We start from the raw sequence: 26,562 nt of genomic DNA on the forward strand, positions 1-26,562 counted from the left end.
GGGGCGCATTGCTCCTTCACGACATTGTCGAGCAGCGAACATGGCGATGGGAGGCCGGAAGCCCGCAAATCCTTTAAAATAGCGGATTGCGCACGAGGCGTCACCCGCATCTGCATCTGCCGCATCTCTATTTATTACCCGCACCCGAGGAATCCCACATGTCTATCTCCAGTACCCAGGAAATCGTTGCCGAACTGCGCGCCGGGCGCATGGTCATTCTGGTGGACGAAGAAGACCGCGAGAACGAGGGCGACCTGGTGCTGGCGGCCGATTTCGTGACCCCGGAAGCGATCAATTTCATGATCCGCCACGCCCGCGGCCTGGTCTGCCTGACCCTGGCGGAAGAAATCTGCGACCGCCTGGCCCTGCCGATGATGACCAGCCGTAACGGCACTTCCTTCGGCACCAATTTCACGGTCTCGATCGAGGCGGCCGAAGGCGTGACCACCGGCATCTCGGCGGCCGACCGCGCCCGCACCATCCAGGTGGCCGTCGCCAAGAACGCCACCCCGGACGACCTGGTGCAGCCCGGCCACATCTTCCCGCTGCGCGCGGTCAAGGGCGGGGTGCTGATGCGCGCCGGCCATACCGAAGCCGGCTGCGACCTGACCGAAATGGCGGGCCTGACCCCGGCCTCGGTGATCTGCGAGATCATCAAGGAAGACGGCACCATGTCGCGCCTGCCGGACCTGATCGAGTTCGCGAAGGAACACAACCTGAAGATCGGCACCATCGCCGACCTGATCCACTACCGCAGCCAGAACGAAAGCCTGGTCGAGCGCGTTGCCGAGCGCACCCTGAACACCGCCCACGGCGAGTTCAAGCTGATGGCCTGGCGCGACAAGCCGAGCGGCTGCGCCCACCTGGCGATGGTCCACGGCGACATCGACCGCGACGTCGAGACGCTGGTGCGCGTGCACCAGCCGGTGTCGATCCTGGATATCCTGGAGCACAAGGCCACCACCCACTCCTGGACCATGGCCTCGGCGATGGAAGCGATCAAGAAGAGCGAGAGCGGCGTGCTGGTGCTGCTGAACTGCGGCGAAACCGCCGAGCAATTGTTCTCGCAATTCGCCTCGATCGACGCCCCGGGCGCGCGCCCGAGCGGCCGCGCCGCCACGATGGACCTGCGCACCTACGGCATCGGCGCCCAGATCCTGAAGGAACTTGGCGTGGGCAAGATGAAGCTGCTGGCGAATCCGCGCAAGATGCCGTCGATGACCGGTTTCGACCTGGAAGTCACGGGTTATATTGCCAGCCCCGCGGCTTGAAGCGGTACACTTTCACTATCTATTAATACGACCAACAAGAAGAGGGCAGCCATGACCGTAGGAACTTATGAAAGCAACATGACGGGCGAAGACCTGCGCATCGGGATCGTGCAGGCGCGCTTCAACGCCGACGTCGGACACGGCCTGCTGTCGTCCTGCCTGGCGGAACTGAAGCGCCTGGGCGTGGCCGACGAAGACATCCTGCACGTGACCGTGCCGGGCGCGCTGGAAGTGCCGCTGGCGCTGCAGAAGATGGCCGAGACCCAGCAGTTCGACGCCCTGGTCGCACTGGGCGCCGTGATCCGCGGCGAAACCTACCACTTCGAGCTGGTCTCGAACGAATCGGGCGCCGGCATCACCCGCATCGGCCTGGACTACGGCATCCCGATCGCCAACGCCATCCTCACCACCGAAAACGATGCGCAAGCCGAAGCGCGCATGGCCGAGAAGGGCGCCGACGCCGCCAAGGTGGCCGTCGAGATGGCCAACCTCCTGATGGCGCTCGAAGAGCTGCATCCGGAAGAAGAAGAGTAATCCAAGGAAAACAATGAACGACAAGACCACCCACGCCAACCCGAGCAAGAACCGCACCCCGCGCCACCGCGCGCGCGAGTTCGCGCTGCAGGGCCTGTACCAATGGCTGCTGAACAATGAGCCGTCGAGCACGGTGGCGAAGAACATCCGCCAGGCGCATGGTTTCGACAAGGCCGACGGCGACTACTTCGCCGGCCTGCTCAACGGCACCATCAGCACCTCGCTCGAACTGCGCGACACGATCACCCCGCTGATCGACCGCGGCATCGCCGAACTGTCGCCGATCGAACACGGCGTGCTGCTGCTGGGCGCCTACGAGCTGAAGAACCACCCGGAAATTCCTTACCGCGTCGTGATCAACGAGGCGGTCGAGCTGACCAAGTCGTTTGGCGGTATCGACGGACACAAGTATGTGAACGGCGTGCTCGACAAGCTGGCCGGCCAGCTGCGTCCGGACGAAGTCGCGGCTGACGCGCGGCGTTAAAACGTACTGCTACTATATATATTAGTAGCACCGGCCAGAAAGCCACCGTTGCCTCGCGGCACGGTGGTTTTTTGTTTTTGGTTTGGCTGTTGTAGGGTGGGCACTTGTGCCCACGCGGTCGTGCCTCGGCAGACCACCACGGCTACGCGAAGCCTCGGCAGGCAGATGCACGCGGTCTCTCGGCGAAGCAATTTGCTGCATTCGTCGTGCCGCGTGGGCACAAGTGCCCACCCTACAAACCCCATACCTTCGCCAACGTGAGCAACGTGCCTGGCACCTTCGCGAATAAAAAAAGCCACCGCAAGGGTGGCCATGAGGAGTATCTATAGAGAGACGCTTACAGGTTCGCCGCCAGCGTCTCGGTATGCCCCTCGGCAGGCGCAGCCGCTTCGGCCTTCGGCGCCGGCGCTGGAGCCGGTGCTTCCGGCTGGACACGCTTGACGACCATCTGCGTCGGCGCTGCCGGGGTGCGGGTCGGCACCTTCTTGCCGTTCGCTACCTGCTTCAGGCGGTTCCACTCGGCCAGCACGCGGGCGCCATAGCCCGAGTCGGATTCGAAGTCGGCCGCGCCCACGTAGGTCTTCAGGCCGCCTTCGACCGAACCGGTGCGCTTGACGTAGTCCTTCAGGATCTGGGAGCCGACCCGGATGTTGGCGACCGGGTTCAGCGCGGCCTGGGCGCCGCCGACTTGCTGGAACTTGTCGTGGTGGACCTTGGCCATCACCTGCATCAGGCCCTTGGCGCCCATCGGGCTTTCCGCGAAGGGGTTCAGGCCCGATTCGATCGCCATCACGGCCAGGATCAGCAGCGGGTCGAGCTTGACCTCGTGCGCCGTCATGTAGGCGGTCGAGACCAGCATGTTGGCGGCATCGCCGGCCACGCGGTAACGCTTGGCGAGCCAGGAGGTCACGTTTTGCTGCTGCTTTGCGTTGCCCAGCATTTTCGCGTCGTGGGCCGCCACGACCGGTTCAGGCGCCACGGCAGGTGCGGGTGCTGCCTGCGCCACCACGACCGGGGTGGGTGCGGAAGCGAGTGCGGCGGCTTCCGGGTGCAGGAATTCGGACACTTTCTTGGCGGCGTCCGGGTTGCTGTAGAGCAGGGCCAGTACCGCCACTGCCGAGAGACCGAACACGGTCAGGGTGTGCTGCATGGTGGTCATCAGACCACGCGCCGTTTTGCCCATGGAAGACCATGAGACTGGCTGGCTGGCCAGATGGACGAGCCTTGCGCTCGTGCCGAACAAACGATTGATCATCGAAGTCCCCTTTGTCGCGGCAAAAAGCATCCCGTCGCGGCGCTCCAGGCGCTGCGGTGGTGACCAATGCCGTGCATCAGAAAAATCGTCAGGCCACCCATCGTGGGCTGGCCAAAACGCCGTCATTGCTTTGCTACAGCTGGCCGCATGACCCAAGGGTGGGTGGCGTTGCCAGTGGCTCAACAACTGTCTCGGGGGATAGAACCCGAAGGTTCTTGAGGCAGACGCCTCTTGAAAACACTCCTTAAAATGTCATTGGGGCCCCGACCCCGTGAAGTTATGAGAACAGCTACAATCACTGCAAAATGTGGCCGCCTCATCAAGTAGGGGGGATTCTAAGAGGTGGTTTATACCAAGTCAATACTAGCACGAACGCGCTTAATAACTTTTAAATCTAAATACTGTCACGCCAGCTCAGCAATACCGTGGCAAATCAATCACTTGGCCGCTGTATTTGATTAACCTCAAGCAATCGAAAAAACAAGTAAAAGTTGATGAAATATTCGGATCTCCGGGATTTTATGTCCCAACTGCAACAAATAGGCGAATTAAAGCGGGTAACCATCCCGGTATCGCCCCATCTCGAGATGACCGAGGTCTGCGATCGCACCCTGCGCGCCGCCGGACCGGCGCTCTTGTTCGAAAAACCGACCGGCCACACCATCCCGGTGCTCGGCAACCTGTTCGGCACGCCGCAGCGCGTGGCGCTCGGCATGGGCGCCGAGAACGTGGATGAGCTGCGCCGCATCGGCCACGTGCTGGCGCGTCTGAAGGAGCCGGAGCCGCCGCGCGGTTTCAAGGACATCATGGACATGGGCTCGCTCGTGAAAGCCGTGTGGGACATGGCGCCGAAAGAAGTAAAGGGTGCGCCTTGCCAGGAAATCGTCTGGGAGGGTAACGATGTCGACCTCGGCCGCCTGCCGATCCAGCACTGCTGGCCGGGCGACATCGCGCCATTGATTACCTGGGGCCTGGTGATTACCAAGGGCCCGAACAAGAAGCGCCAGAACCTGGGTATCTATCGCCAGCAGGTGCTGGGGCCGAACAAGGTGATCATGCGCTGGCTGGCCCACCGCGGCGGCGCGCTCGATTTCCGCGAACATGCGCTTGCCAACCCGGGCCAGCCGTATCCGGTGGCCGTGGCCCTGGGCGCCGACCCGGCCACCATCCTGGGCGCAGTGACGCCGGTGCCGGACAGTCTGTCGGAATACCAGTTCGCCGGCCTGCTGCGCGGCCAGCGCACGGTGCTGACGAAAGCCATCGGCAGCGAACTGCGCGTGCCGGCATCCGCCGAGATCGTGCTGGAAGGGCATATCTACCCGGATGCGAACCACGAGTCGGGGTTCGAGCATGCGCTCGAAGGTCCGTACGGCGACCACACCGGCTATTACAACGAGCAGGACAGCTTCCCGGTGTTCACGATCGACCGTATCACCATGCGGCGCGACCCGATCTACCACTCGACCTACACCGGCAAACCGCCGGACGAACCGGCCGTGCTGGGAGTGGCGTTGAACGAAGTCTTCATTCCGCTGCTGCAGAAGCAGTTCAGCGAGATCACCGACTTTTACCTGCCGCCGGAAGGCTGCAGCTACCGCATGGCCGTGGTGCAGATGAAGAAGCAGTACGCCGGCCACGCCAAGCGCGTGATGTTCGGGGTCTGGAGCTTCCTGCGCCAGTTCATGTACACCAAGTTCATCGTGGTGGTGGATGAAGATGTGAACGTGCGCGACTGGAAGGAAGTGATCTGGGCGATCACGACCCGGGTCGATCCGACGCGCGACACGGTGCTGGTCGATAACACGCCGATCGACTATCTCGACTTCGCGTCGCCGATTAGCGGGCTGGGCAGCAAGATGGGGATCGATGCCACCAACAAGTGGCCAGGCGAAACGAATCGCGAGTGGGGTACGCCGATCGTGATGGCGCCGGAGGTCAAGACGCGCGTCGATGAGATTTGGCAGCAGTTGGGGATTTGACCCAGAGGCGCCGAGCTTGACCGCCGGCGCCGACCGTAAGGTGGGCACTCCGTGCCCACGCGGTTACGTGCGTATCCTGTTGGCCTGCGGCCGAGGGACGTCGCCCGCGATGTGTCTCTAGGACAGAATTTCCAGGAATCGTATCGTGACTAGCGGAAGCGTCACGAGCGACAATTCACCGTTGCAGGTGCAAGGTGACGTACGTACCCGCGTGGGCACGGAGTGCCCACCGTACGATCACGCGCCGGCAGGGACATACATGTACCATGCCCCGGCAATAAATTCGACGCCACAACCCTGGCGGCGTCGGTTATAATGAGTGCTGGCGGGCCCCTGCGCATTGTGGCATGGTTTACCTGGTCAGGTCGGGAACGAAGCAGCCACAGCCGTTCACCGCAAGTGCCGCAGATCAGGCTCGCCTCCTTCGTTTCTCCTCGCATCGCTTCCCTCTCTCAGCTTCCCCTCTCGTTCCAGCCCGCAGTCCGCACCGGCATGCCCCGTCGTTGAACAATTGTTTGCCGGATAAAACTATTGTTGCAGCCTTGGCCGGGAAGAAGGGCGCCACCTCAGCCGCGAATGTTCGCGGCAAGCCTCAACTGCGGTAAAATCGCGGCATGTCCTATCAAGTCCTCGCCCGCAAATACCGTCCCAAGAACTTCGAAACGCTGGTCGGCCAGGAGCACGTGGTGCGCGCGCTCACGCATGCGCTGCACACGGGCCGCCTGCACCACGCCTATCTGTTCACGGGTACCCGCGGCGTCGGCAAGACCACGCTGTCGCGTATTCTTGCCAAGTCGCTCAACTGCACCGGCCCCGACGGGCAGGGCGGGATCACGGCCAATCCCTGCGGCCAGTGCGAAGCCTGCCGCGCCATCGATGCCGGCCGCTTCGTCGACTATATAGAGATGGACGCCGCCTCGAACCGCGGCGTCGACGAAATGGCCCAGCTGCTCGAGCAGGCGATCTACGCGCCGAGCAATGCGCGCTTCAAGGTCTACATGATCGACGAAGTGCACATGCTGACCAACCACGCGTTCAACGCGATGCTCAAAACGCTCGAGGAACCGCCCGAGCACGTGAAATTCATCCTGGCGACCACCGATCCGCAAAAGATCCCGGTCACGGTGCTGTCGCGCTGCCTGCAGTTCAACCTGAAGCAGATGCCGCCGGGCCATATCGTCGGCCACCTCGAGAACATTCTCGGCCAGGAAGGCGTGAGCTTCGAACAGCCGGCCCTGCGCCTGCTGGCGCAAGGCGCCCACGGCTCGATGCGCGATGCGCTGTCGCTGACCGACCAGGCGATCGCCTACGCCGCCGGCGCGGTGACGCTGGATGCGGTGCAGGGCATGCTCGGCGCCCTCGACCAATCCTACCTGGTGCGCCTGCTCGATGCATTGGCGCTTGAGAACGGCGCCGACCTGCTGGCCGTGGCCGACGAAATGGCCAGCCGCAGCCTGTCCTACAATGGCGCCCTGCAAGACCTGGGCACGCTGCTGCACCGGATCGCGCTGGCGCAGTCGGTGCCGGCCGCCGTGCCGCAGGACTTGCCGGAGCTCGGCGACATCCTGCGCCTGGCCGAGGCCTTCGATCCGCAGGAAGTCCAGCTGTACTACCAGATCGCCGTGCACGGCCGTAACGAGATCGGCCTGGCGCCGGACGAATACGCCGGCTTCACGATGACCCTGTTGCGCATGCTGGCTTTCCGTCCGGGGCAGGGCGGGGCCGAGCGCCTGTCCGCACCGGCGGCCAGCGCCGCGCCGCGCATGGCTGCGCCGGCCGGGCGCGCTGCCGCAGCGGCTGCTGCCGCTGCGCCGGCCCCGGCCCAGTCTCCGGCAGCACCAGCCGCCGCCGCACCGGCACGCCCGAGCGCGCCGCCGCCAGCCGCCGCCAATCCGGCGCCGGCCATGAATTCCGCGCGCGCCGCGATCAACGCCGCGCTGGAAGCGGCGCGCGCCGCCTCGGGCCAGCGCGTGGCGCCGAAGCGTCCGGGCGCCGATGCCGCGCCGCCAGCCGCAGCTGCCGCCGCGCCGGCGCCGGCCGCCGATCCTGGGCGCCCGATCAATGTCGGCCCGGCAGGCATGGCGCCGGGCGCACCCGCTGCGCGCATGGCGCCGCCAGCTTCTCCATCCGGCCCGTCGGCCAGCATGGCCGCATCTGCCCCTGCGGTTGACACGCGTCCGGGCGCATCGTCGCCACCCTGGGACCGTCCGCAGGCGCAGGCACAAGCCCCGGCGCAAGCCGAGGTGCGCCAGCAGCCGCAAGCGCGCGCCGCTTACCAAGAAGCCGACGAAGACGGCCCGCCATCCTGGGTCACCGAATTTTCCGACGACACCGCCGTTGCCGCCGAAGCACAGACCGTGGTCGCACCGGCCCCGGCCGTGCCGGCTGTCCGCGCGCCGGCCGCGCCGCCGCACGCCTATGTCATCACCCCGGTGCCGGCCATAGCCTGGGACGGCAACTGGCCGGCCCTGGCCGCCAGCCTGGCCTTGCGCGGTGTATCGCAGCAGCTGGCCCTGCAGACCGAACTGGTCAAATGCCACGCCGACGCCGGTTCGGCCACCTTCCACCTGCGCGTGCCGGTCGACACCCTGCGCGCCAGCGGCAACAGCGAAAAACTCCAGGCGGCATTGCAGGAACGTTTTCCGTCCGTGCGCGTCAACCTGGAAACCGAACTCGGTCCGACCTGGTACACCGCCAGCGCCGAAGCCAAGGCCGCGCGCGAAGAACGCCAGCGCCAGGCCGAAGCGATTGTCGCCGGCGACGCCTTCGTGCAGGACATGGAGCGCACCTTCAACGCGTTCGTCGTGCCCGGCTCGGTCAAGCCGAACGTGGCCTGAACCGCCATTTATTCCTCACCATCCGACTTATTGGAGAACCGCATCATGATGAAAAACCAGCTCGCAGGCTTGATGAAACAGGCGCAAGCCATGCAGGACAACATGAAGAAGGCGCAGGAGCAGCTGGCCCAGATCGAAGTCGAAGGCCAGTCCGGCGCCGGCCTGGTGAAGGTCACCATGACCTGTAAGAACGACGTCAAGCGCGTCCAGATCGACCCGTCGCTGCTGGCCGACGACAAGGACATGCTGGAAGACCTGGTCGCCGCCGCCTTCAACGACGCCGTGCGCAAGGCCGAGGCCACCGCCGCCGAAAAGATGAGCGGCCTGACCGCCGGCATGCCAGGCCTGCCGCCCGGCTTCAAGATGCCGTTCTAAGCAGGAACCAGCCGCGCCCATGTCCAAGTCGCTCGACTTCCTGACCGAGGCGCTGCGCCGCCTGCCCGGCATCGGGCCGAAATCGGCCCAGCGCATGGCGTTCCACCTGTTGCAGCACGACCGCGAGGGTGCCGCGATGCTGTCGCGCGCGCTCTACCAGGCCGTCGACACGGTGCACCACTGCGCCATGTGCAATACCTTCGCCGACACCGAGGTCTGCGAGATGTGCGCCGACCCGGAGCGCGACCACACGATGCTGTGCGTGGTCGAGACCCCGGCCGACCAGATGATGATCGAGCAGACCCTGACCTACAAGGGCCTGTACTTCGTGCTGATGGGCAGGCTGTCGCCGCTGGACGGCATCGGCCCGAAAGACCTGCACCTGGAAAAGCTGGTCGGCCGCGCGGCCGACGGCGTGGTCGGCGAAGTGGTGCTTGCCACCAATTTCACCAACGAGGGCGAAGCCACCGCCCACTACATCAGCGAAATGCTGAAGGCGCGCGGGCTGAAGGTCAGCCGCCTGGCGCGCGGCGTGCCCGTGGGCGGCGAACTCGAGTACGTCGACGCCGGCACCATCGCGCGCGCCATGCTGGATCGCCGTAACGCATAATCGGTCTCATCCAGTAGCCCCGCGGCGGTACTCGTCGCGTTTGCGTGTGCGCAATCGATGTTGAAACGCCACTGCTATCGTGGGCTCACTTCAAGCGGACCGCGTTTATGCATCTCGTCGACATCACCATGTTCTACGCCAGCGAAGGCAACGGCGTGAGCACCTACCTGAACGCCAAGGCGCGCTGGCTGGCGCGCCAGCACCGCTACCGCCATACCATCCTCAGTCCGAACGTCGACAGCGGCGGCGATGCGCCGGCCCTGGTGCGGGTGCCGGCCATGTCGCTGCCGGGTATAAACGGTTTTCGCATGCCGACCTCGGTGCGCGCCCCGCTGCGCCTGCTGCACCAGGCGCGGCCCGACCTGATCGAGGCCGGCGACGCCGGCCACAGCGCCTGGGCTGCCTTGCGCCTGCGGCGCCGCCTCGGCGTGCCGGCCATCGCCTTTTATCATTCCGATTTGCCGCGCCTGGTGCGCCCGCGCTTCGGCCAGACAATCGAGGGCGTCACCTGCAAATACCTGGCCCATTTGTACCGCCAGTTCGACCTGGTGCTGGCGCCCAGCCGCGTGATGGTCGAGCAGTTGCAGGACATCGGCGTACACGGGGTGCGCCACCAGCCGCTCGGCATCGACAGCAATGTGTTCCACCCGGCGCGCCGCGTCGAGACCCTGCGCGCCCACCTGCGCCTGCCGCAGAATGCGCGCCTGCTGGTGTATGCCGGGCGCTTCACGCCGGAAAAGAAACTGCCCCTGCTGATCGATGCCGTGCGCAAGCTGGGCCGGCCCTATCACCTGGTGCTGATCGGCGGCGGCGCCGAGCTGCCGCGCTACCCGCAAATCACGTATATCCCGTTCAAGCGCAACCAGCGCCAGCTGGCCCGGCTGCTGGCCAGCTGCGACGTGCTGGTGCATCCGGGCGACTGCGAAACCTTTGGCCTGATCGTGCTCGAAGCCATGGCCTGCGGCTTGCCGGTGGTGGCGACCACCGGCGGCGGCATCGCGGAACTGGTGGACGAGCAGACCGGCGTGCTGGCGGCGCCGAACAAGGTCGACAGCCTGGCCGGCGCCATCGAAGCCATCTACGACCGCGACCTGAAGGCGCTGGGCGCCAATGCACGCCACAAGGCCGCCGCCTACTACGACTGGGAGCAGATCCTGCCGCAGGTAATGCGGCGCTACCAGGCGGTGCTGGGCCAGCGCGAACGCGGCGAACCCGGCGCCGAACAAGTCTGTGTGTCGGACTGAGCCGGTGACCGTGCGCAACGACCCGGCCCAGGGGCCGCCACCGCTGCTGTGCGTCTCGATCCACGACGTCGCGCCGTCCACCTGGGACGATTGCGCACGCCTGGCCGCGGCCCTGCGCACGGTGGCCGACATTCCCCTGAGCTGGCTGGTGGTGCCGCGCTATCACGACCGTCCCGACGACGATGCGGCGCTGCGCGCCGGGCTGGATGCGGCGCTGGCTCGCGGCGACGAACTGGTGTTGCACGGTTATACCCACCTGGATACCGCAGCGCGCGCGCGGAGCATGCGCCAGCGTTTCCTGCGCGGGGTGTACACGCAGCGCGAAGGCGAGTTCGCTGCCTTGCCGGCCGGCGAGGCGCGGCGCCGGATCGAACTGGGCCTGGCATGGTTCCGCGCGCGCGGATGGACGGCCACCGGCTTCGTGCCGCCGGCCTGGCTGATGGGAGAGGGCGCCTGGGAGGCGTTGAGCGGTTTCGGCTTCGCCTATACGACGACGTTCGCGCGCTTTCACTTGCTGGACGGGGCGGGCGACCGGAGCGAGGGGGCCTTGCCGGAACATGGCGGCCTTGCCGGGCGCCAGGGCTTGCCTGAGAAGAACCGGCGGAATCAGCCGAACCTGCCGAGCTTGAGAATCACGCCCGACGGTCCGGCGCTGTTTGCGCCGTCGCTGGTCTACGCCGCCCGCAACCGCAGCGGGCGATGGTTGTCACCGATCGCCGCCGGCCTGGCCGCGCGCTGGCAGGGCGGGGCGCCGCTGGTGCGCCTGAGCCTGCATCCGCCGGACGTGCGTCATCCACGCTTGCTCGCGCATGCCCAGCGCTTGGTGGAAAGCTTGCTCACGGCGCGCGAGGCAGTGACCAAGGAACATTGCGCCCGGCTTTACCAGCCGCGGCCCCAGAACCCGCCGCGCCAGCCCGGACCCCAGCCGCCATACGGCCCATAGTTGCCCGACCGCTGGACTTCGTCGCGCGTGCTCAGGCTGATGATGCAGTTACGCCATTGATCCGACTGCTGGGCATAACCGAGCCGGTCGCAGGCCGGTCCATATACCTGCATGAGTTCGGCCATCTCGGCTTGCTTGCGTGCGGCCTTTTCTTGCGGGGTAGCGCAGGCGCTCAATACGAGCGCTGCGGATAGTACGATGAGGGTACGCATCATTGACTCCTCGTTGTTGGTTGTCCCGAATCCAGACCTGGATTCGAGCTTAGCGCAATCGCCATGACACTGCTCGATCGCCGCCAATCGCGCGGCGCCCGAGTCTGCTTACCGGTAGATGGGAGCGGGTAACGCTTTCTCAAGGGTGGTTTTTCTGGCAAGATGCGAGGCTTAACAAATAGAAACATGGAGAGCAGATGGCCAAGCGAAGCTGGAAGGTCTGGACCGGGTGGATGGCCGGAACCCTGTTCCTGGTCCTGCTGCTCGCCGCCCTCGGCATCTGGCTGTTCCTGCGCGCCAGCCTGGCCCAGCTCGATGGCGAGCGCGCCGGCGCCGGGCTGCAGGCGGCGGTCAGCATCGAGCGCGACGACATGGGCGTGCCGCTGATCCGCGGCCGGAATCGCCTCGACCTGGCCTATGCCACCGGCTTCGTGCACGCGCAGGAGCGCTACTTCCAGATGGACCTGCTGCGCCGCACCGCCGCCGGCGAACTGGCCGAGCTGTTCGGCCCGCGCGCCTTGCCGCTCGACCGGGCGCGCCGCCTGCACCGTTTCCGCGCCCGCGCGCAAGCCTCGCTCGCCCTGCTGGCGCCGCAGGAACGCGCCTTCGTCGACCGGTATGTCGCCGGCGTCAACGCCGGACTGAACGCGCTGAAGGCGCGGCCCTTCGAGTACCTGCTGGCCGGCGCCGCGCCGCAGGCCTGGCGCGCCGAGGATTCGCTGCTCGCCGTGTGGGCGATGTACATCGACTTGCAGGGCAACCAGGAAGGGCGCGAACTGGCGCGCGGCTGGCTGCGCGACCACAGCGACGCCAGCCAGCTGGCCTTCCTGCTGCCCCAGGCTTCGCGCTGGGATGCGCCGCTCGACGCCACCCTGCACGCCGGCCCGCCCGATGCGCCTCTGCCGCCGTCGGCCCCGGCCTGGTGGGGCCGCACGCCGCAGGCGCCGCTGCAGCTGGCCTCGAACGCGTTCGTCGATGCGGTCGGCAGCAACAACTACGCGATCGCCGGCAGCCGCAGCACGAATGGCGCGGCGATCGTCGCCGACGACATGCACCTCGGCCTGCAACTGCCGAACATCTGGTACCGGCTGGCGCTGCTGTACACGGATGCGCGCGGCATGCAGCGGCGCCTGGTCGGCGTCACGCTGCCCGGCGCGCCGCCGCTGGTCATCGCCGGCAGCAACGGCCACGTGGCCTGGGGCTTCACCAACAGCTATGGCGATACCCTCGACCTGGTCGAAGTCGGCATCGATGCCGCGCGCCCGGACGAAGTGCGCACGCCGGCGGGCTGGGAGCGCCTGAGCGACCACCCGGAAACGATCACGGTGAAAGGCGCGCCGGCCGAGCGCTTGCTGGTGCGCGAGAGTTCGCTTGGCCCGCTGCGCGCCGCCGGCGGCAGGCAGTACGCGGTGCACTGGGTGGCGCACCAGCCGCAGGCGGTGAACCTGAACCACCTGAAGCTGGAAGAGGCCGAGTCGCTGGACGCGGCGCTCGCCATTGCCAACACCGACGGCATCCCGGCCCAGAACTTCGTCGGCGGCGACCGCGCCGGGAACATCGGCTGGACCATCGCCGGCATGCTGCCGCGCCGCGCCCAAGCCGGTACCGGCAACAGCTTCCCGCTGGACGCTGGCGCCGCGGCGCCGGGCTGGCAGGGACTGCTGGCGCCGCAGGATTACCCGCGTGTGGTGAATCCGCCCGAGGGCCAGATCACCACCGCCAACAGCCGCCAGCTGGCGGGGCCGGGGAGCGCGCTGCTGGGCGACGGCGGCTACGACCTGGGCATGCGCAATGCGCAGCTGGCCGACCGCGTGCACCGCCTCGGCCAGCGCACCGACGTCGCCAGCGCCTTCCAGGCCGCGCTCGACGACCGCGCGCGCTTCATGGCCCTGTGGCGCGAGCGCGTGCTTGGCGTGCTGGACCCGGCCGCCACCGCCGGCAAGCCGCGGCGCGCCGAGTTCCGGCGCCTGCTGGAGACCAGCTGGAACGGCCGCGCCGACGTCGATTCGGTGGGCTACCGCCTGGCGCGCAACGCCATGTGGGCGCTGCACGACATCCTGTTCGCCGGCGTCAACGAGGAACTGGCGAAGCTCGATCCGAAGGCGAGCCTGGGCAGCGCCAATCCGCGCTGGCCGGCGGTACTGGTGCGCCTGCTCGATACCCAGCCGCCCGGCTGGCTGCCCGCAGGTCGGCAGAGCTGGCGCGACCTGCAGCTGGCCGCGGTCGACCGCGTCATCGCCGACCTCGACAAGGAAGGCCTGCCGCTGGCCAAGGCCACCTGGGGCCAGCGCAATACGGCCGCGATCACGCACCCGATCGCGCTGGCAGCGCCAGCCCTGGCCGGCTGGCTCGGCATGCCGCCCGACCAGTTGCCGGGCGACGCCCACATGCCGCGCGTGGCCGGGCCGAAGTTCGGCCAGTCCGAGCGCATGACGGTGTCGCCGGGCCGCGAGGAAGAGGGGCTGTACAACATGCCCGGCGGGCAGAGCGGGCATCCGCTGTCGCCCTGGTTCCGGCGCGGCCACGCGGAGTGGGTGAAGGGCACGCCGCTGCCGCTGCTGCCGGGCGTGGCGCGGCATACGCTGACCTTGACGCCGGCCACACGGTGATTGCTGGCGGCACGATCGCCCGGCACGAACACGAAGCGGTCTTCCTGGCGACCGCTAGCAGCCGTATTGTGCCGGGTCCCAGAAATGGAAGGCAGCGGCCGGCTTCCACGGTCTTCCCGGCACCAGCTCGCTCGACAGGTACAGCGCCATTTCCAGTCCCCGGTTCAGGTCCTGCGGCCGGACGACCATGTCCGGCTTGCCGTCCCCATCGAGGTCGCCGACCCAGACCAGGAAGTCCTCGATCGGAATTGGCGACTGCAGCTCGTTTTCTCCACCTAGCACCGCGAGCGTGCGCTTGGTATCGCCAAAACGGACAGTCCAGGTAATCCTGGGATAGCGTTCGCACTGCCCGTATGCGGCGCAGGCTTTGTCCACGATTTGTTCGACCCTGCCTTCCACGTGGAGAGGTGCGCCGTCGATATCGATCGTGCGGCGTTGAGATCCTTTCAACGGGTCGCCAGGCACCTGGTCAGGCCTATGCTGGAAGCGCATGTTGGCGTACCAGGTCTTGACCGGCCCTTCGCGCAGGCCAGGGTGGCCTCGCACAAGGAACAGCGAGGGAATGAAAGGATGGCTACGCACGAACAGTCCACGTTCCGGGCCCTCAACAGTCTTGATCGTCGCAGATGGCAGCGAGACGCGGGTCTTCTTCAGCGCGCACGCCTGCGCGCAATGCAGGGCGAAGTAGTCGCCTGGCTGCACGGTCGCTTCGTCCTGGTAATAGGGATAGCCGCCGGCACGAGCATGCGCCAGGTCGATGCCGGCCGCAGCGATCGACATGGGGGGCGTGCTGCCTGCGAGCATGGCGCAAGCAAGGGCGCGCGCCGGCAAGCGGGTCGAGCTGTGAAAAGGCATGGCGTGAACCTCCGCGCGTGGATGGTAGCGTCGATTCTAACGCCCCGCTCAACCCGAGGGCAGCACCAGGCGCAGCTTGCCCAGCATCTGCGTGATGGTGTCGGCCGTCGACGGATGGCCCAGGAAGTAGCCCTGTACCATGTCGCAGCCATACTCTTCGAGCAGCACCAGCTGTTCGTCGGTCTCGACGCCCTCGGCCACCACCGCCATCTTCAAGCCGTGGGCCATGGCGATGATCGCGCGCGTGATCGCCGCGTTCTCCGAGTCCTGGGGCAGGCCGTTGATGAAGCTGCGGTCGATTTTGAGGGCGCGGACGTCGAAGCGCTTCAGGTAGTTCATCGACGAGTAGCCGGTGCCGAAGTCGTCGATCGACAGGTAGACGCCGATGCGGCGCAGCTGCTCGAGCGTGGCCAGCGTGGCGAGGGCGTCGTCCATCAGCGTGCCCTCGGTGAGTTCGAGTTCCAGCAGCTTCGGATCGAGCCCGGTGTCGATCAGGGCCGAGAGCACGATCTGCGACAGGTTCTCGTCCTTGAACTGCTTGGCCGAGAGGTTGACCGCCATGCGCAGCGCGCGGCGGCCGTGGCGCTGCCAGGCGCGCGCCTGGTTGCAGGCGGTACGCAGCACCCATTCGCCGATCGGCACGATCAGGCCGGTCTCCTCGGCCAGCGGGATGAACTCGGTCGGCGAGATGATGCCGCGCTCCGGATGGCGCCAGCGCACCAGCGCTTCCACGCCGACGACTTCCTGCGAGCGCACGTCGAGCTGGGGCTGGTACAGCAGGTAGAGTTCGTCGTTCTGCAGCGCCTTGCGCAAGCCCACTTCGAGCTTCACGTGGCTCATGATCTGCATCGTCAGCGAAGAGCTGTACAGCTTGGCGTTGTTCTTGCCGCAGTTCTTGGCGTGGTACATGGCGGTGTCGGCGTACTTCAGCAGCGAATTGCAGTCGTCGCCGTCTTCCGGGAACAGCGAGATGCCGATGCTGGCCGTCACGAAAATCTCGTTGCCGTCGATGAGGAAGGGGCGGCGCATCGCTTCCTTCACGCGGTGCGCCACGTTCAGCGCGTGCTCGACCCGTTCCAGGTCGGGGATCAGGATGGTGAATTCGTCGCCGCCCAGGCGCGCCAGGTTGCTGGCCGAATCCTCGGCAGCGGTATCCGGCGCGATATCGCCGGATACCGCCTCTCCTCTCGACAGCAGGTCGCTCGGGCGGATGGTGTCGCGCAGGCGCTCCGAGACGATTTTCAGCAGGTGGTCGCCGACGTTGTGGCCGAGGGTGTCGTTGATGCGCTTGAAGGCGTCCAGGTCCATGAACAGCACGGCGAACTTCTTGTTGCCGATCTTCGAGCGCTGCAGCTCGCGTTCCAGGTTTTCCAGAAAGGCCTGGCGGTTCGGGATGCCGGTCAGGCTGTCGCAGTAGGCCAGGCGCCGGATCTGCTCCTCGGTGCGCTTGCGTTCGCTGATGTCGCGCACGAGTCCCAGCACCTCGGAGGGGCTGGTGGCGACCAGGCGCGCCTCGAAATGCTGGGCCGCGCCGAAGCGGATCAATTCGTATTCGACCGAGCGGATTTCCTGGGTGCGCAGGACTTCGCCGAGCTGCTCCAGCATGCGCGCCGCAATCGGGCGCGGCAGCACGTCGCTGATGTGGCGGCCGATGCAGCGGTCGCTCGAGAACGGCGCCTGCTCGTGGTCGGCGGCGCGTACGCTGCGTTCGCGATGCGGCCGTTCATGGCCCGGCTCGTAATCCAGGTAGAAGCCGTCGCGGTTCATGCGGAAGAAGGTGTCCGGAATCGCCGCCAGCACCGCGCGGTTCTGGGCGTCGGCGATGCGCAGGCGCGCAATCGCGTCGCTGGCGCGCAGCACGTACAGCACGCGGTGCCCGAGGATGGGCCAGTTGATCGGCTTGGAGACGAAGTCGGTGGCGCCGGCTTCATAGGCGCTGGTGACGGCCTCGATGTCGTCGCCGCCGGTGACCATCACGATCGGCACCAGGGCGCCGCCGGCTTCGTCGCGGCGGATCGCACGGCAGGCCGCGAAGCCGTCCATGTGCGGCATCTCGACGTCCATCAAAATCAGGTCGGGCCGGCGCTCGCGCGCCAGCTGCACGGCCTGGGCGCCGTCGGCGGCCTCGATCGCATCCAGGCCGACTTGCGCCAGCATCTCCAGCATCAGCATGCGCATCACCGGATCGTCGTCGGCCACCAGCACGACACCGCGTTGGGAAGAGCTTGGCATCTCAGGTTTCCTTCTCTAGCATGGCATTGAGCGAATGCCGGACCGCCTGGAATTCGTGTTCCATGTCGGTGAGGAGCGCGTCGGCGCCCTCGATGGTGTCGGCGCGGCCGAGCTGTTCCAGGTCCTTGCACAGGCCGGCCAGCGCCTCGGCGCCGACGTTCGCGCTGGCCGACTTCAAACTGTGGGCGATGCGCTTGACGGTGACGGCGTCGAAGCCGCCGATCGCCTGGCGCAGCGTGCGCAGGTGCTGGGGCACGTCGCCGACATAGGCGTTGATCACCTTCTGCACCAGGACGTCGCCGCCGTCGCGGCTGAGGGCCCGGATCTTGTCGAGCGCGGCGCCGTTGATGACCTCGCGCTGGATCGCTTCGCGCGCCTCCGCCGGCAGCGTGGGTGCAGCGTCGCCGTGGTGGACGCTGCCGGCCAGGGGCAGGGCGATCCAGCGTCCGATCACGGCGGCCAGCTGCTGCTGGGTGAAGGGTTTCGAGAGGTAGTCGTCCATGCCGGCGGCGAGGCAGGCTTCGCGGTCGCCCTGCAAGGCGTTCGCGGTGATGGCGATGATCGGCAGCGTGCGCGGCAGGCCTGCTTCACGTTCCGCGCGGCGGATCGCGGCGGTGGCGGCAAAACCGTCCATGACCGGCATCTGGCAATCCATCAGCACCGCCTCGACGTCGCCCGCGCGTACCGCCTGCAATGCTTCCGCGCCGTTCTGCGCCACCTGCGCCTGCAGTCCCAGGCTTTCCAGCATCGCCTTTGCGACTTCGACGTTCACCGGATTGTCCTCAGCCAGCAGCACCCGCCGCACCCGCGTCACACCGCCCGGCTGCGGCAGGGCGGGTGGCGGCATGAACTGCGGCGCCGGGGCGGTGGCGCCGCGCGGGCGCGTGGCCATGCAGGCGAACAGGTCGGCCGCGCGCGCCGGCTTGATCAACTGGTAGGCCACGCCGGCCTCGCGCCGCTGCACCGGGTCGGCCGCCAGGCGCTCGGCGCTGAGCAGGACCAGGCGCGTCGGGCGCGTCACCGGGCTGGCCTTGATGGTGGCGGCCAGCAGCAGGCCGCTCGCATGCTGCAGTTCCATGTCGAGCACGGCCGCGTCGAAGGGCTGGCCGGCGCGCGCGGCGCTGTCGAGTTTGTCGAGGGCGTCGGCGGCGCAGGTGGCGCTGGCGCAGGCCACCTTCCAGGCGGCCAGGTGGCGCTCGAGGCCGACGCGGCTGTCGTGCGCTTCGTCGACCACCAGCACACGCAGGCCGTCGAGCGTATGCTGCTGGCTGCCTGGGGCATCCGGGTCGACGCGGCGCTTGTCGAAGCCGACCGTGAACCAGAACACCGAACCCTGCGGCTTGCCGCGCTCGACGCCGATGGTGCCGCCCATCAGTTCCACCAGCTCCTTCGAGATCGCCAGCCCGAGGCCGGTGCCGCCGTACTTGCGGGTGGTCGAATCGTCGGCCTGGGAAAAGGCCTCGAAGATGCGGCTGCTGGCTTCGCGCGCAATGCCGATGCCGGTATCGCGCACCTCGAAGCGCAGCATCACGGCCTGGGTGTCTTCGCTGGCCACGCGCACCGTGGCCTGGATCCGTCCCTGCTCGGTGAACTTGATGGCGTTGCCGAGCAAATTCGCCATGATCTGGCGCAGCCGGTTCGGATCGCCGCAGATCGCCACCGGGATGTCGTTGGCGATGTCGAAGTCGAGCGCGATGCCCTTGCTCTGCGCCTGCGGCGTGTAGACGGTGTGGATGTCTTCCAGCAGGTCCCAGAGGTTGAAGTTGATGTACTCGATGGTCAGCTTGCCGGCCTCGATTTTCGAAAAGTCGAGGATGTCGTTGATGATCACCAGCAGGTGCTCGCCCGAGCGTTTCACCAGGCGCGTGTAGTTGCGCTGGTTATCGGTGAGTTCGGTCCCGAGCAGCATCTCGGCCATGCCGAGCACGCCGTTCATCGGGGTACGGATCTCGTGGCTCATGGTGGCGAGGAAGGCGCTCTTCGCGCGGCTGGCCGCTTCGGCGGCGTTCTTGGCGCGTTCCAGCTGCTCGGTGCGCACCGAGACTTGCCGTTCCAGTTCGTCTCGGTGGTTGGTGAGCGCCGTGCCGCGGCCCTCGATCTGGGCCAGCATGGTGTTGAAGCTGTCGATCAGGGCGCCCAGTTCGTCGTTGCGCCTGTTCGGCACGCGCAGGGTGTAGTTCTGGCTGCTTGAAACCTCGCGCGCCGTTCCAATCAGCTTGGTGACCGGGTCGGCGATCGAGCGCGTGAAGCGCCGCGCCAGCACCAGCGACACCAGCAGCGACACCAGCAGCGACACGCACATCGCGGCGCCGATCACGCCCACGCTCCGGGCGATGGCCAGCCACATGGCCAGCAAGTCGGCTTCGATGACGATCACGCCGACCTGGGCCTGGGCGCTGGTGACGGGCCGGTACAGGCGCATGCGCGGCGACCAGATGCGCGAGCCGGCCAGGCTGGCCTCGTTCAGGGCGGCTTCGTCAAAGGCGTCCAGGCTTGGGGCCGGCGCGGCGGCGGCATGGCCGGGCGACTGCCAGGACGCGAACAACCGGCCCTTGCGGTCGTACAGCGCGGCGCTGGAAATTTCTTCCTTGGCGGTCAGAGCCGCGAGCAGGGCGCCGGCCAGGCTGCGGTCGTTGAAGACCAGGGCGTCGGCGCTGTTGGCGGCCACCACGCCGGCCAGCGAGGAAAGCTGCATGCTTTCGTCCTTGCGTCCGTTCAGCACCGAGGCGACGGCAAAGGCGACAAACACGAAGGCCAGCGCGCTGCCGGTGGACAGCAGCGACATCATCGTCAGTTTGCGGTTCAGGCTGGAACGCTGGAAATTGGGCATGGGTCGGGTCCGGCATTGAGATGCGGACCGGCGCAGGGACGCGGCGCAAGCCCTCCATGCAGAAATGCAAATTCCTGCAAGAAAAAATATACGTTGCCAGTGGAGGGGCGACTTTGCGTAATCGCAAAGTGGGGGGAGGGGGGCGGCACGCGATGATCGGTGGGTTCGAGAACCCACCCTACCTGCATCGATGCACTGTTCGATTACCCCGCATTGCGTGGGCGGGTTCGAGAACCCACCCTACCTGCATCGATGCATTGTTCGATCACCCCGCATTCCGTAGGGTGGGTTCTCGAACCCACCGGATGCCAGGAAGCCCGTAGCGTTACCGGCTGCCTGCATGGCGTAGGGTGGGTTCTCGAACCCACCATTTAAAAAAGCCCGCGTCATCACTGACACGGGCTTTGTTCAGGCTACCAGGCAAGGCGCCTCAGCAGCAACCGCCGCTGCGCCCCGACCCATACCGCGCTTCCTGACGCTCGCGGAAAAACTCCTCGTAGGTCATCGGCGTTTTATCCGGATGCTCGCGCTCCATGTGCGCGAGGTAGGTGTCGTACTCGGGCAGGCCGACCATCAGGCGCATGCTTTGCCCGAGGTAGCGGCCGGCCTGGGCCAGGGCGCCGAGCATCACTGCACCTGCGCGGCCGGGGTGGCCACGAACGGCGATTCCTTCACCGTCGGGCTGCCGTTGTTGCGCGCCGCGATCACGGTCTTGATGCCGTAGAACAGCACGGCCAGGACCACGACCATGAAGAAGCCGGCCAGCGTGGCGTCGACATAATCGTTGAAGATGATGCGGCGCATTTCGTCGAGCGACTTGGCCGGGGCCAGCACTTCGCCGGCGTCGAGCGCGGCCTGGAACTTCTGGGCGTGGGCGACGAAGCCGACCTTCACGTTCTCGTGGAAGATCTTCTGCCAGCCGGCGGCCAGGGTGCAGATCAGCAGCCAGATGGTCGGCACGATGGTGACCCAGGCGTACTGGCCGCGCTTCATCTTGAACAGCACCACGGTGCCCAGCATCAGCGCGATACCGGCCAGCATCTGGTTGGCGATGCCGAACAGCGGCCACAGGGTGTTGATGCCGCCCAGCGGATCGACCACGCCCTGGTACAGGAAGTAACCCCAGGCCGCGACGCACAGGCCGGTGGCCAGCAGGTTGGCCGGCAGCGACTCGGTGCGCTTCAGCGATGGGACAAAGGCGCCCAGCAAATCCTGCAGCATGAAGCGGCCGGCGCGGGTGCCCGCATCCACTGCGGTCAGGATGAACAGGGCTTCGAACAGGATCGCGAAGTGGTACCAGAAGGCCATCATGGCCTTGCCGCCGACCACGTTCGAGAGGATGTTGGCCATGCCCACCGCCAGCGTCGGCGCGCCGCCGGCACGCGAGATGATGGTGTGCTCGCCGACGTCCTTGGCCATTTGCGTCAGGGTGTCGGGGGTGATCACGAAGCCCCAGTTCGACACGGCGGCCGCTGCAGACTGCGCGGTGGTGCCCAGCACGGCGGCCGGCGCGTTCATCGCGAAGTAGATGCCCGGGTCGATGGTCGACGCGGCCACCAGCGCCATGATGGCGACGAAGGATTCCATCAGCATCGCGCCATAGCCGATGAAGCGGGCGTGGCTTTCGTTCTCGATCATCTTCGGCGTGGTGCCCGAGGAGATCAGCGCGTGGAAGCCGGAGACGGCGCCGCAGGCGATGGTAATGAACAGGAAGGGGAACAGATTACCCGACCACACCGGGCCGGTGCCGTCGACGAAGCGGGTCACGGCCGGCATCTGCATGTGCGGGGCGACCAGCACGATGCCGATGGCCAGGGCGACGATGGTGCCGATCTTGAGGAAGGTCGACAGGTAGTCGCGCGGCGCCAGCAGCAGCCACACGGGGATCACGGAGGCCACGAAGCCGTAGCCGATCAGCATCCAGGTCAGTTCGACCCCGGTGAAGGTGAACATCGGGCCGAGAGTCGGCGAATCGTGGACCCACTGGCCGCCGACGATGGCCAGCATCAGCAGCACGAAGCCGATGGCCGAGATTTCGCCGATGCGGCCGACGCGGATATAGCGCGAATAGATGCCCATGAAGAGCGCGATCGGGATCGTCGCCATCACGGTAAAGGTGCCCCACGGCGAGCCGGTCAGGGCTTTCACGACGATCAGCGCCAGCACCGCGAGGATGATGACCATGATCATGAAGGTGCCGAACAGCGCGATGACGCCCGGGATTTCGCCCATCTCGGATTTGATGAGGTCGCCCAGCGAGCGGCCGTCGCGGCGCATCGACATGAACAGGACGATGAAATCCTGCACCGCGCCGGCGAACACGACACCGGCGAGAATCCACATCATGCCCGGCAGATAGCCCATCTGGGCAGCCAGGACCGGACCCACGAGCGGCCCCGCGCCGGCAATCGCGGCGAAGTGGTGGCCGAACAGCACGTATTTGTTGGTGGGGACGTAATCGAGGCCGTCGTTGTATTTATAGGCCGGCGTCTGGCGGCGTGCATCCAGCCCCATCACCTTGGTGGCGATATACAGGCTGTAGAATCGGTAGGCGATGAGGTAAACACAGACGGCCGCCGCGACCACCCAGACGGCATTGATCGACTCGCCGCGGCGTACAGCCACGTAAGCGAGCGACACAGCGCCGAGGAGTGAGAGCGCCGCCCAGCCGAGCTTGTTTCCGAGGCTTTTCATGGTGGCTCCTTCAGTTTTTTATTCGTCAGGGTAGGGCGCGTCCAGCACCCCGCCGCGCGCGGCGACACGGTCGTTAGCGTAACGGGCGAATCGCCGGCGAAAAACCGACGAGCCGCCCACGGCCGACCCCAGCGTCCGATACATATCTTGCACCATTATAGAAATGGCAAGCGCATGATTCTACTCCGCGGCTCAGCCATATTCGCTACGTATTATCACGTATGAAATGTATCCCTCAGGAAACAAATTTAGTTGCCTTTAGCTAATTGCTCGACTAATATGAGCTGATTGCCTACTCAGAGGATGCCGATGGCCGCCTTGGACTTGACCCCTTTCCCGCTGGTGCAGATGCACCCGATCGCCAATGGGCGAAACGAGTGGGTGGCCCTGGGTCTGGACCTGCGCACGGCGTCCGGCAACGCATCCTCGCTGCCGCTGCTGTTCGGCTCGCCCGACCTGCTGGCCGCCATTGCCCCGCTCGACTGCGTGCTGCGGCTCGACGGCCCGGCCCAACTGCCCCTGCCTTTGCTGTCCCAACTGCCGCCGCAGCGCGTGGTGCTGGTGTTCGACGGCGCCTGCCTGGCGCAGGACGGCGCCGCGCGCCAGCTGGCCGCGCTGCAGGAAGAGGGCTACCGCATCCTGCTCGACGGCGCCCTGCCGCCGGGCGTCGCCCGTCCCTCTACCTTGCGCGGCGTGGCCCTCGATTGCAGCGCGGGCATGCCGGCGCCGGGCAGCCTGCTGGCGCTGTTCGGCCCGCACCTGGCGTATGGGATCGGGGACGAGCGCGGCCTGCGCGCCTGCGAAAAAGCCGGCTTCGCCTGGTTCAGCGGCGCGCACCTGGCGCGCTCCTGCGCCGGCGCCGGCGCGAACGACCTGCCGACGCGGCGCCGCCTGCTTGGCCTGCTGGCCCTGCTGGCGCGCGACGCCGATTCGCGCGAACTGGAGAACGTGCTGAAGCAGGACCCGGTGCTCTCCTACCATTTGCTCAAGCTGGTCAATTCGGCGGCCTTTGCGGTCAACACCCGTATCACCGGCTTCGCCCAGGCGATCGCGCTGCTGGGCCGGCGCCAGCTGCAGCGCTGGCTGCAACTGCTGCTCTACGCGCGCACCGAGGCCGAGGGGCCGCTGAATCCCTTGCTGCCGCTGGCGGCGCTGCGCGCGGCGCGCCTGGAAGTGCTGTGCAAGCGCGATGGCGGCGACCGCGACGAGCAGGACCTGGCCTTCATGGCCGGCGCCTTTTCGCTGCTCGACCGCCTGCTCGGCATGCACATGGCCGAGATCGTCGGCGAGCTCTGCCTGCCCGAACACGTGGAAGCCGCGCTGCTGCGGCGCGCAGGCCTGCTCGGCGCGCGCCTGCGCCTGATGGAAGGCGGCGCGACGCATGCGGCGGCGCTGGCCGCCGCCGGCGTCGACCCGGCCTCGTGGTGGAGCAGCCAGCTGCACGCCTATCACTGGGCAATCCAGGTGGGCCGCAATGTCTGAGCTGCTGGCGCTGCGCAGCCACGATTTCGCGGCCTGCAGCGCCGCACTCGGCGAGGCCGTCGTGCGCCTGCGCTGCGCCGCCCTGCACGAAGAACTGGGCCGCATCGCGCGCGCCCTGCTGGCCAGTCCGCAAGGCAGCTTCACGGCGGCCGACCCGCTGGCCCTGCAGGTTCCCGCGGCGCGCGCTGCCGCCCCCGATACCCTGCACCAGGAGATCCGCGTCGAGGGCCACTACTATGGCTGCTACCAGGTGGCCGGCCGCAGCGACTACGACATCGACGACCGGCGCCACCTGGCCAGCCTGGCCGCGCTCACCGGCACCCTGCTGCAAGTGCACTCGCTGGCCCAGCGCGCCACCCACGCCTATGCCCAGGTCGAGGCCCAGCTGGCGCACCAGTCGCAGATCCTCGACCAGATCCACGAATCGGTGCTCACGCTCGACCCGATGGGCTACATCACCAGCTGGAACGGCGGCGCCGAGCGCCTATTCGGCTATACCGCGCTGGAAGCGGTGGGCCGCAACATCCTGTTCCTGTATGCCGACGAAGACGACAGCCAGCCCGACCTCTTCGCCGAGCAGGGCGGGCGCATGATGGAAGTACGGCGCCGCAAAAAATCGGGCGAGATCTTCTGGGCCAGCCTGTCGCTGTCGCCGCTGCGCGACCTGGAAGACCGCCGGGTCGGCCTGATCGCCTACCTCACCGACATCACCGAACGCAAGCTGGCCGAGGAGCGCCTGCACCACCTGGCCTATTACAACGAACTCACCGGCCTGCCGAACCGCACCCTGTTCACGCGCCTGGTCGACCAGGCCCTGATGGTCGCCCAGCGCAACGAGCTGTCGGGCTGCGTGCTGTTCATTGACCTGAACCGCTTCAAGCTGGTGAACGACACCCTGGGCCGGCGCATCGGCGACGAGCTGCTGCGCCAGGTGGCAGGGCGCTTCCGCGCCGCGCTGCGCGAAGAAGACGTGGTGGCGCACCTGTCGGGCGACGAATTCGCCGTCGGCCTGTTCGACGTCCGCCAGCACTTCGAGGCCACCACGGTGGCGCAAAAACTCCAGGCCGCGCTCGACGCGCCCTTCCTGATCGAAGGGCACGATTTGCGCGTCGGCGCCAGCGTCGGCATCAGCGTCTATCCGCAGGATGGGAACGAGGCCGACACCCTGCTGCGCATGGCCGACATCGCGATGGCGCGCGCCAAGGAAGGGCATGCGAACCCGGACCACAGCGTGGCCTTCTACAGCTTCGACATGAACCAGGGCATGCATGACCGCATGCGCATCGAGTCCGGCCTGCGCCACGCGCTCGGACATGGCGAACTGATGCTGGTCTACCAGCCGAAGTTTGAAATTGGCACCGACAAGATTGTCGGTGCTGAAGCTTTGGTGCGCTGGGTGCATCCGGAACGCGGCGTGGTGCCGCCGTCCGAATTCATCCCGCTGGCCGAGACCACCGGTTTGATCGTGCAGGTGGGCGAGTGGGTGCTGGAGCAGGCCTGCGCCCAGGCGGCCGTGTGGCAGCGCGCCGGCATGCGCCCGTTCCGCCTGGCCGTCAACGTATCGGCGCGCGAATTCACCGAGTCGCTGCCGAACCGCGTGGCCGATACGCTGGCGCGCTATGCGCTCGACCCGGATTGGCTGGAGCTTGAGATCACCGAGAGCACGCTGATGCACGACATCGACCGCGTGATCGGCATCATGGACCGCATCAATGCGCTCGGCGTGGCCTTGTCGCTGGACGATTTCGGCACCGGCTACTCCAGCCTGTCCTACCTGAAGCGCTTCCCGATCCATACGCTGAAGATCGACCGCTCGTTCACCACCGGAATTCCGAACGACGCCAGCGACTGCGCGATCGCCAGCACCATCATCAGCATCGGGCGCCAGCTCGGGCACCGGGTGATTGCGGAAGGGGTGGAGACGCCGGACCAGCTGGCCTTCCTGCGCGACAGCGGCTGCGACGAGGTGCAGGGGTATTTGTATGCGAAGCCGCTGCCGGCGGCGGGGTTCGAGCAGGGGCTGCGCGAGAACTGGCTGCTGGTGGGGTAGGGCGCTTTTCCGTCTCCTGCGCCGCGCCACTGCCCGGGCCGCGATGATTTATGTATAATGCCGGTT

19 protein-coding genes and 1 other RNA gene are annotated in these 26,562 nt (G+C 66.8%); 13 read left to right on the plus strand and 7 right to left on the minus strand.

What is annotated here, in order from left to right; genetic code table 11:
- The first annotated feature begins 158 nt into the window (after positions 1-158).
- Genes ribBA through nusB form a run of 3 tightly spaced genes read left to right on the plus strand, consistent with a single transcriptional unit; the run spans position 159 to position 2,289 of the window.
- Positions 159-1,271, plus strand: coding sequence for a bifunctional 3,4-dihydroxy-2-butanone-4-phosphate synthase/GTP cyclohydrolase II (gene ribBA / locus QPK31_RS19735; RefSeq protein WP_290424592.1), 1,113 nt, complete (start codon positions 159-161; stop codon positions 1,269-1,271).
- 51 nt (positions 1,272-1,322) lie between these two features.
- Positions 1,323-1,805, plus strand: a complete 483-nt coding sequence (gene ribH, locus QPK31_RS19740) for a 6,7-dimethyl-8-ribityllumazine synthase (RefSeq protein ID WP_290424593.1) — start codon at positions 1,323-1,325, stop codon at positions 1,803-1,805.
- 13 nt (positions 1,806-1,818) lie between these two features.
- The gene (gene nusB / locus QPK31_RS19745; protein WP_290424594.1) at positions 1,819-2,289 is read left to right on the plus strand and encodes a transcription antitermination factor NusB; all 471 of its coding nucleotides are present in this window, start codon (positions 1,819-1,821) and stop codon (positions 2,287-2,289) included.
- A 337-nt stretch (positions 2,290-2,626) separates the two neighbouring features.
- Here the strand turns inward: nusB and QPK31_RS19750 are convergent, their stop codons facing one another.
- The gene (locus tag QPK31_RS19750; RefSeq protein WP_290424595.1) at positions 2,627-3,448 is read right to left on the minus strand and encodes a transglycosylase SLT domain-containing protein; all 822 of its coding nucleotides are present in this window, start codon (positions 3,446-3,448) and stop codon (positions 2,627-2,629) included.
- 590 nt (positions 3,449-4,038) lie between these two features.
- On the opposite strand from QPK31_RS19750, the gene ubiD reads away from it, so the two are divergent.
- The 7 genes from ubiD (at position 4,039) to QPK31_RS19785 (ending at position 11,532) form a co-directional block, all read left to right on the plus strand.
- The gene (gene ubiD, locus QPK31_RS19755) at positions 4,039-5,523 is read left to right on the plus strand and encodes a 4-hydroxy-3-polyprenylbenzoate decarboxylase (protein ID WP_290424596.1); all 1,485 of its coding nucleotides are present in this window, start codon (positions 4,039-4,041) and stop codon (positions 5,521-5,523) included.
- 324 nt (positions 5,524-5,847) lie between these two features.
- An RNA gene (gene ffs, locus QPK31_RS19760) (signal recognition particle sRNA small type) lies at positions 5,848-5,946 on the plus strand.
- Between the two features lie 191 nt (positions 5,947-6,137).
- Positions 6,138-8,360, plus strand: a complete 2,223-nt coding sequence (locus tag QPK31_RS19765) for a DNA polymerase III subunit gamma/tau (protein WP_290424597.1) — start codon at positions 6,138-6,140, stop codon at positions 8,358-8,360.
- A gap of 45 nt (positions 8,361-8,405) precedes the next feature.
- On the plus strand, positions 8,406-8,735 hold the full coding sequence (locus QPK31_RS19770; RefSeq protein WP_229439345.1) for a YbaB/EbfC family nucleoid-associated protein: 330 nt from the start codon (positions 8,406-8,408) through the stop codon (positions 8,733-8,735).
- 19 nt (positions 8,736-8,754) lie between these two features.
- A complete protein-coding gene (gene recR / locus QPK31_RS19775) occupies positions 8,755-9,345 on the plus strand; it encodes a recombination mediator RecR (protein WP_290424598.1) in 591 nt (196 codons plus the stop codon).
- Positions 9,346-9,452: 107 nt separating this feature from the next.
- Entirely contained in the window at positions 9,453-10,589 is a 1,137-nt protein-coding gene (locus tag QPK31_RS19780; protein WP_290424599.1) for a glycosyltransferase family 1 protein, read from the plus strand.
- On the plus strand, positions 10,576-11,532 hold the full coding sequence (locus tag QPK31_RS19785) for a polysaccharide deacetylase family protein (protein WP_290424600.1): 957 nt from the start codon (positions 10,576-10,578) through the stop codon (positions 11,530-11,532). The genes QPK31_RS19780 and QPK31_RS19785 overlap by 14 nt, the downstream gene beginning before the upstream one ends.
- Here the strand turns inward: QPK31_RS19785 and QPK31_RS19790 are convergent.
- Positions 11,469-11,744 carry a hypothetical protein gene (locus tag QPK31_RS19790; protein WP_290424601.1) on the minus strand — a complete coding sequence of 92 codons (276 nt, stop codon included), beginning with the start codon at positions 11,742-11,744 and terminating at the stop codon, positions 11,469-11,471. The two genes, QPK31_RS19785 and QPK31_RS19790, sit on opposite strands and share 64 nt — an antisense overlap.
- A 197-nt stretch (positions 11,745-11,941) precedes the next feature.
- Between QPK31_RS19790 and QPK31_RS19795 the strand changes: the two genes are divergently transcribed.
- The gene (locus QPK31_RS19795) at positions 11,942-14,353 is read left to right on the plus strand and encodes a penicillin acylase family protein (protein ID WP_290424602.1); all 2,412 of its coding nucleotides are present in this window, start codon (positions 11,942-11,944) and stop codon (positions 14,351-14,353) included.
- A 54-nt stretch (positions 14,354-14,407) separates the two neighbouring features.
- On the opposite strand, the gene QPK31_RS19800 is transcribed toward QPK31_RS19795, so the two are convergent.
- The 5 genes from QPK31_RS19800 to QPK31_RS19820 form a co-directional block, all read right to left on the minus strand.
- Positions 14,408-15,208, minus strand: a complete 801-nt coding sequence (locus tag QPK31_RS19800) for a hypothetical protein (RefSeq protein WP_290424603.1) — start codon at positions 15,206-15,208, stop codon at positions 14,408-14,410.
- Positions 15,209-15,256: 48 nt separating this feature from the next.
- Entirely contained in the window at positions 15,257-17,440 is a 2,184-nt protein-coding gene (locus QPK31_RS19805) for a bifunctional diguanylate cyclase/phosphodiesterase (protein ID WP_290424604.1), read from the minus strand.
- A gap of 1 nt (position 17,441) precedes the next feature.
- A complete protein-coding gene (locus QPK31_RS19810) occupies positions 17,442-20,270 on the minus strand; it encodes a response regulator (protein ID WP_290424605.1) in 2,829 nt (942 codons plus the stop codon).
- Positions 20,271-20,700: 430 nt separating this feature from the next.
- Positions 20,701-20,898: a YbdD/YjiX family protein gene (locus tag QPK31_RS19815; RefSeq protein WP_229439574.1), complete on the minus strand. Its 198-nt coding sequence runs from the start codon at positions 20,896-20,898 to the stop codon at positions 20,701-20,703.
- Positions 20,898-22,964 (minus strand): carbon starvation CstA family protein, encoded by a 2,067-nt coding sequence (locus tag QPK31_RS19820; RefSeq protein WP_290424606.1) that lies wholly within the window; start codon positions 22,962-22,964, stop codon positions 20,898-20,900. The genes QPK31_RS19815 and QPK31_RS19820 overlap by 1 nt, the downstream gene beginning before the upstream one ends.
- 309 nt (positions 22,965-23,273) lie before the next feature.
- Between QPK31_RS19820 and QPK31_RS19825 the strand changes: the two genes are divergently transcribed.
- Both QPK31_RS19825 and QPK31_RS19830 read left to right on the plus strand, forming a co-directional pair.
- Entirely contained in the window at positions 23,274-24,446 is a 1,173-nt protein-coding gene (locus QPK31_RS19825; protein WP_290424607.1) for an HDOD domain-containing protein, read from the plus strand.
- Positions 24,439-26,496 (plus strand): bifunctional diguanylate cyclase/phosphodiesterase, encoded by a 2,058-nt coding sequence (locus tag QPK31_RS19830; RefSeq protein ID WP_290424608.1) that lies wholly within the window; start codon positions 24,439-24,441, stop codon positions 26,494-26,496. The genes QPK31_RS19825 and QPK31_RS19830 overlap by 8 nt, the downstream gene beginning before the upstream one ends.
- Positions 26,497-26,562: the final 66 nt, after the last annotated feature.

The organism is Massilia sp. YIM B02769 (genome assembly GCF_030411995.1).
GTDB lineage: Bacteria > Pseudomonadota > Gammaproteobacteria > Burkholderiales > Burkholderiaceae_D > Telluria.

Coding starts and splice junctions, on each gene's coding strand:
- ribBA (WP_290424592.1), top strand. CDS start 159: ATGTCTATCTCCAGTACCCAGGAAATCGTTGCCGAACTGCGCGCCGGG.
- ribH (WP_290424593.1), top strand. CDS start 1,323: ATGACCGTAGGAACTTATGAAAGCAACATGACGGGCGAAGACCTGCGC.
- nusB (WP_290424594.1), top strand. CDS start 1,819: ATGAACGACAAGACCACCCACGCCAACCCGAGCAAGAACCGCACCCCG.
- QPK31_RS19750 (WP_290424595.1), bottom strand. CDS start 3,448: ATGACCACCATGCAGCACACCCTGACCGTGTTCGGTCTCTCGGCAGTG.
- ubiD (WP_290424596.1), top strand. CDS start 4,039: ATGAAATATTCGGATCTCCGGGATTTTATGTCCCAACTGCAACAAATA.
- QPK31_RS19765 (WP_290424597.1), top strand. CDS start 6,138: ATGTCCTATCAAGTCCTCGCCCGCAAATACCGTCCCAAGAACTTCGAA.
- QPK31_RS19770 (WP_229439345.1), top strand. CDS start 8,406: ATGATGAAAAACCAGCTCGCAGGCTTGATGAAACAGGCGCAAGCCATG.
- recR (WP_290424598.1), top strand. CDS start 8,755: ATGTCCAAGTCGCTCGACTTCCTGACCGAGGCGCTGCGCCGCCTGCCC.
- QPK31_RS19780 (WP_290424599.1), top strand. CDS start 9,453: ATGCATCTCGTCGACATCACCATGTTCTACGCCAGCGAAGGCAACGGC.
- QPK31_RS19790 (WP_290424601.1), bottom strand. CDS start 11,744: ATGCGTACCCTCATCGTACTATCCGCAGCGCTCGTATTGAGCGCCTGC.
- QPK31_RS19795 (WP_290424602.1), top strand. CDS start 11,942: ATGGCCAAGCGAAGCTGGAAGGTCTGGACCGGGTGGATGGCCGGAACC.
- QPK31_RS19800 (WP_290424603.1), bottom strand. CDS start 15,208: ATGCCTTTTCACAGCTCGACCCGCTTGCCGGCGCGCGCCCTTGCTTGC.
- QPK31_RS19805 (WP_290424604.1), bottom strand. CDS start 17,440: ATGCCAAGCTCTTCCCAACGCGGTGTCGTGCTGGTGGCCGACGACGAT.
- QPK31_RS19810 (WP_290424605.1), bottom strand. CDS start 20,270: ATGCCCAATTTCCAGCGTTCCAGCCTGAACCGCAAACTGACGATGATG.
- QPK31_RS19815 (WP_229439574.1), bottom strand. CDS start 20,898: ATGCTCGGCGCCCTGGCCCAGGCCGGCCGCTACCTCGGGCAAAGCATG.
- QPK31_RS19820 (WP_290424606.1), bottom strand. CDS start 22,964: ATGAAAAGCCTCGGAAACAAGCTCGGCTGGGCGGCGCTCTCACTCCTC.
- QPK31_RS19825 (WP_290424607.1), top strand. CDS start 23,274: ATGGCCGCCTTGGACTTGACCCCTTTCCCGCTGGTGCAGATGCACCCG.
- QPK31_RS19830 (WP_290424608.1), top strand. CDS start 24,439: ATGTCTGAGCTGCTGGCGCTGCGCAGCCACGATTTCGCGGCCTGCAGC.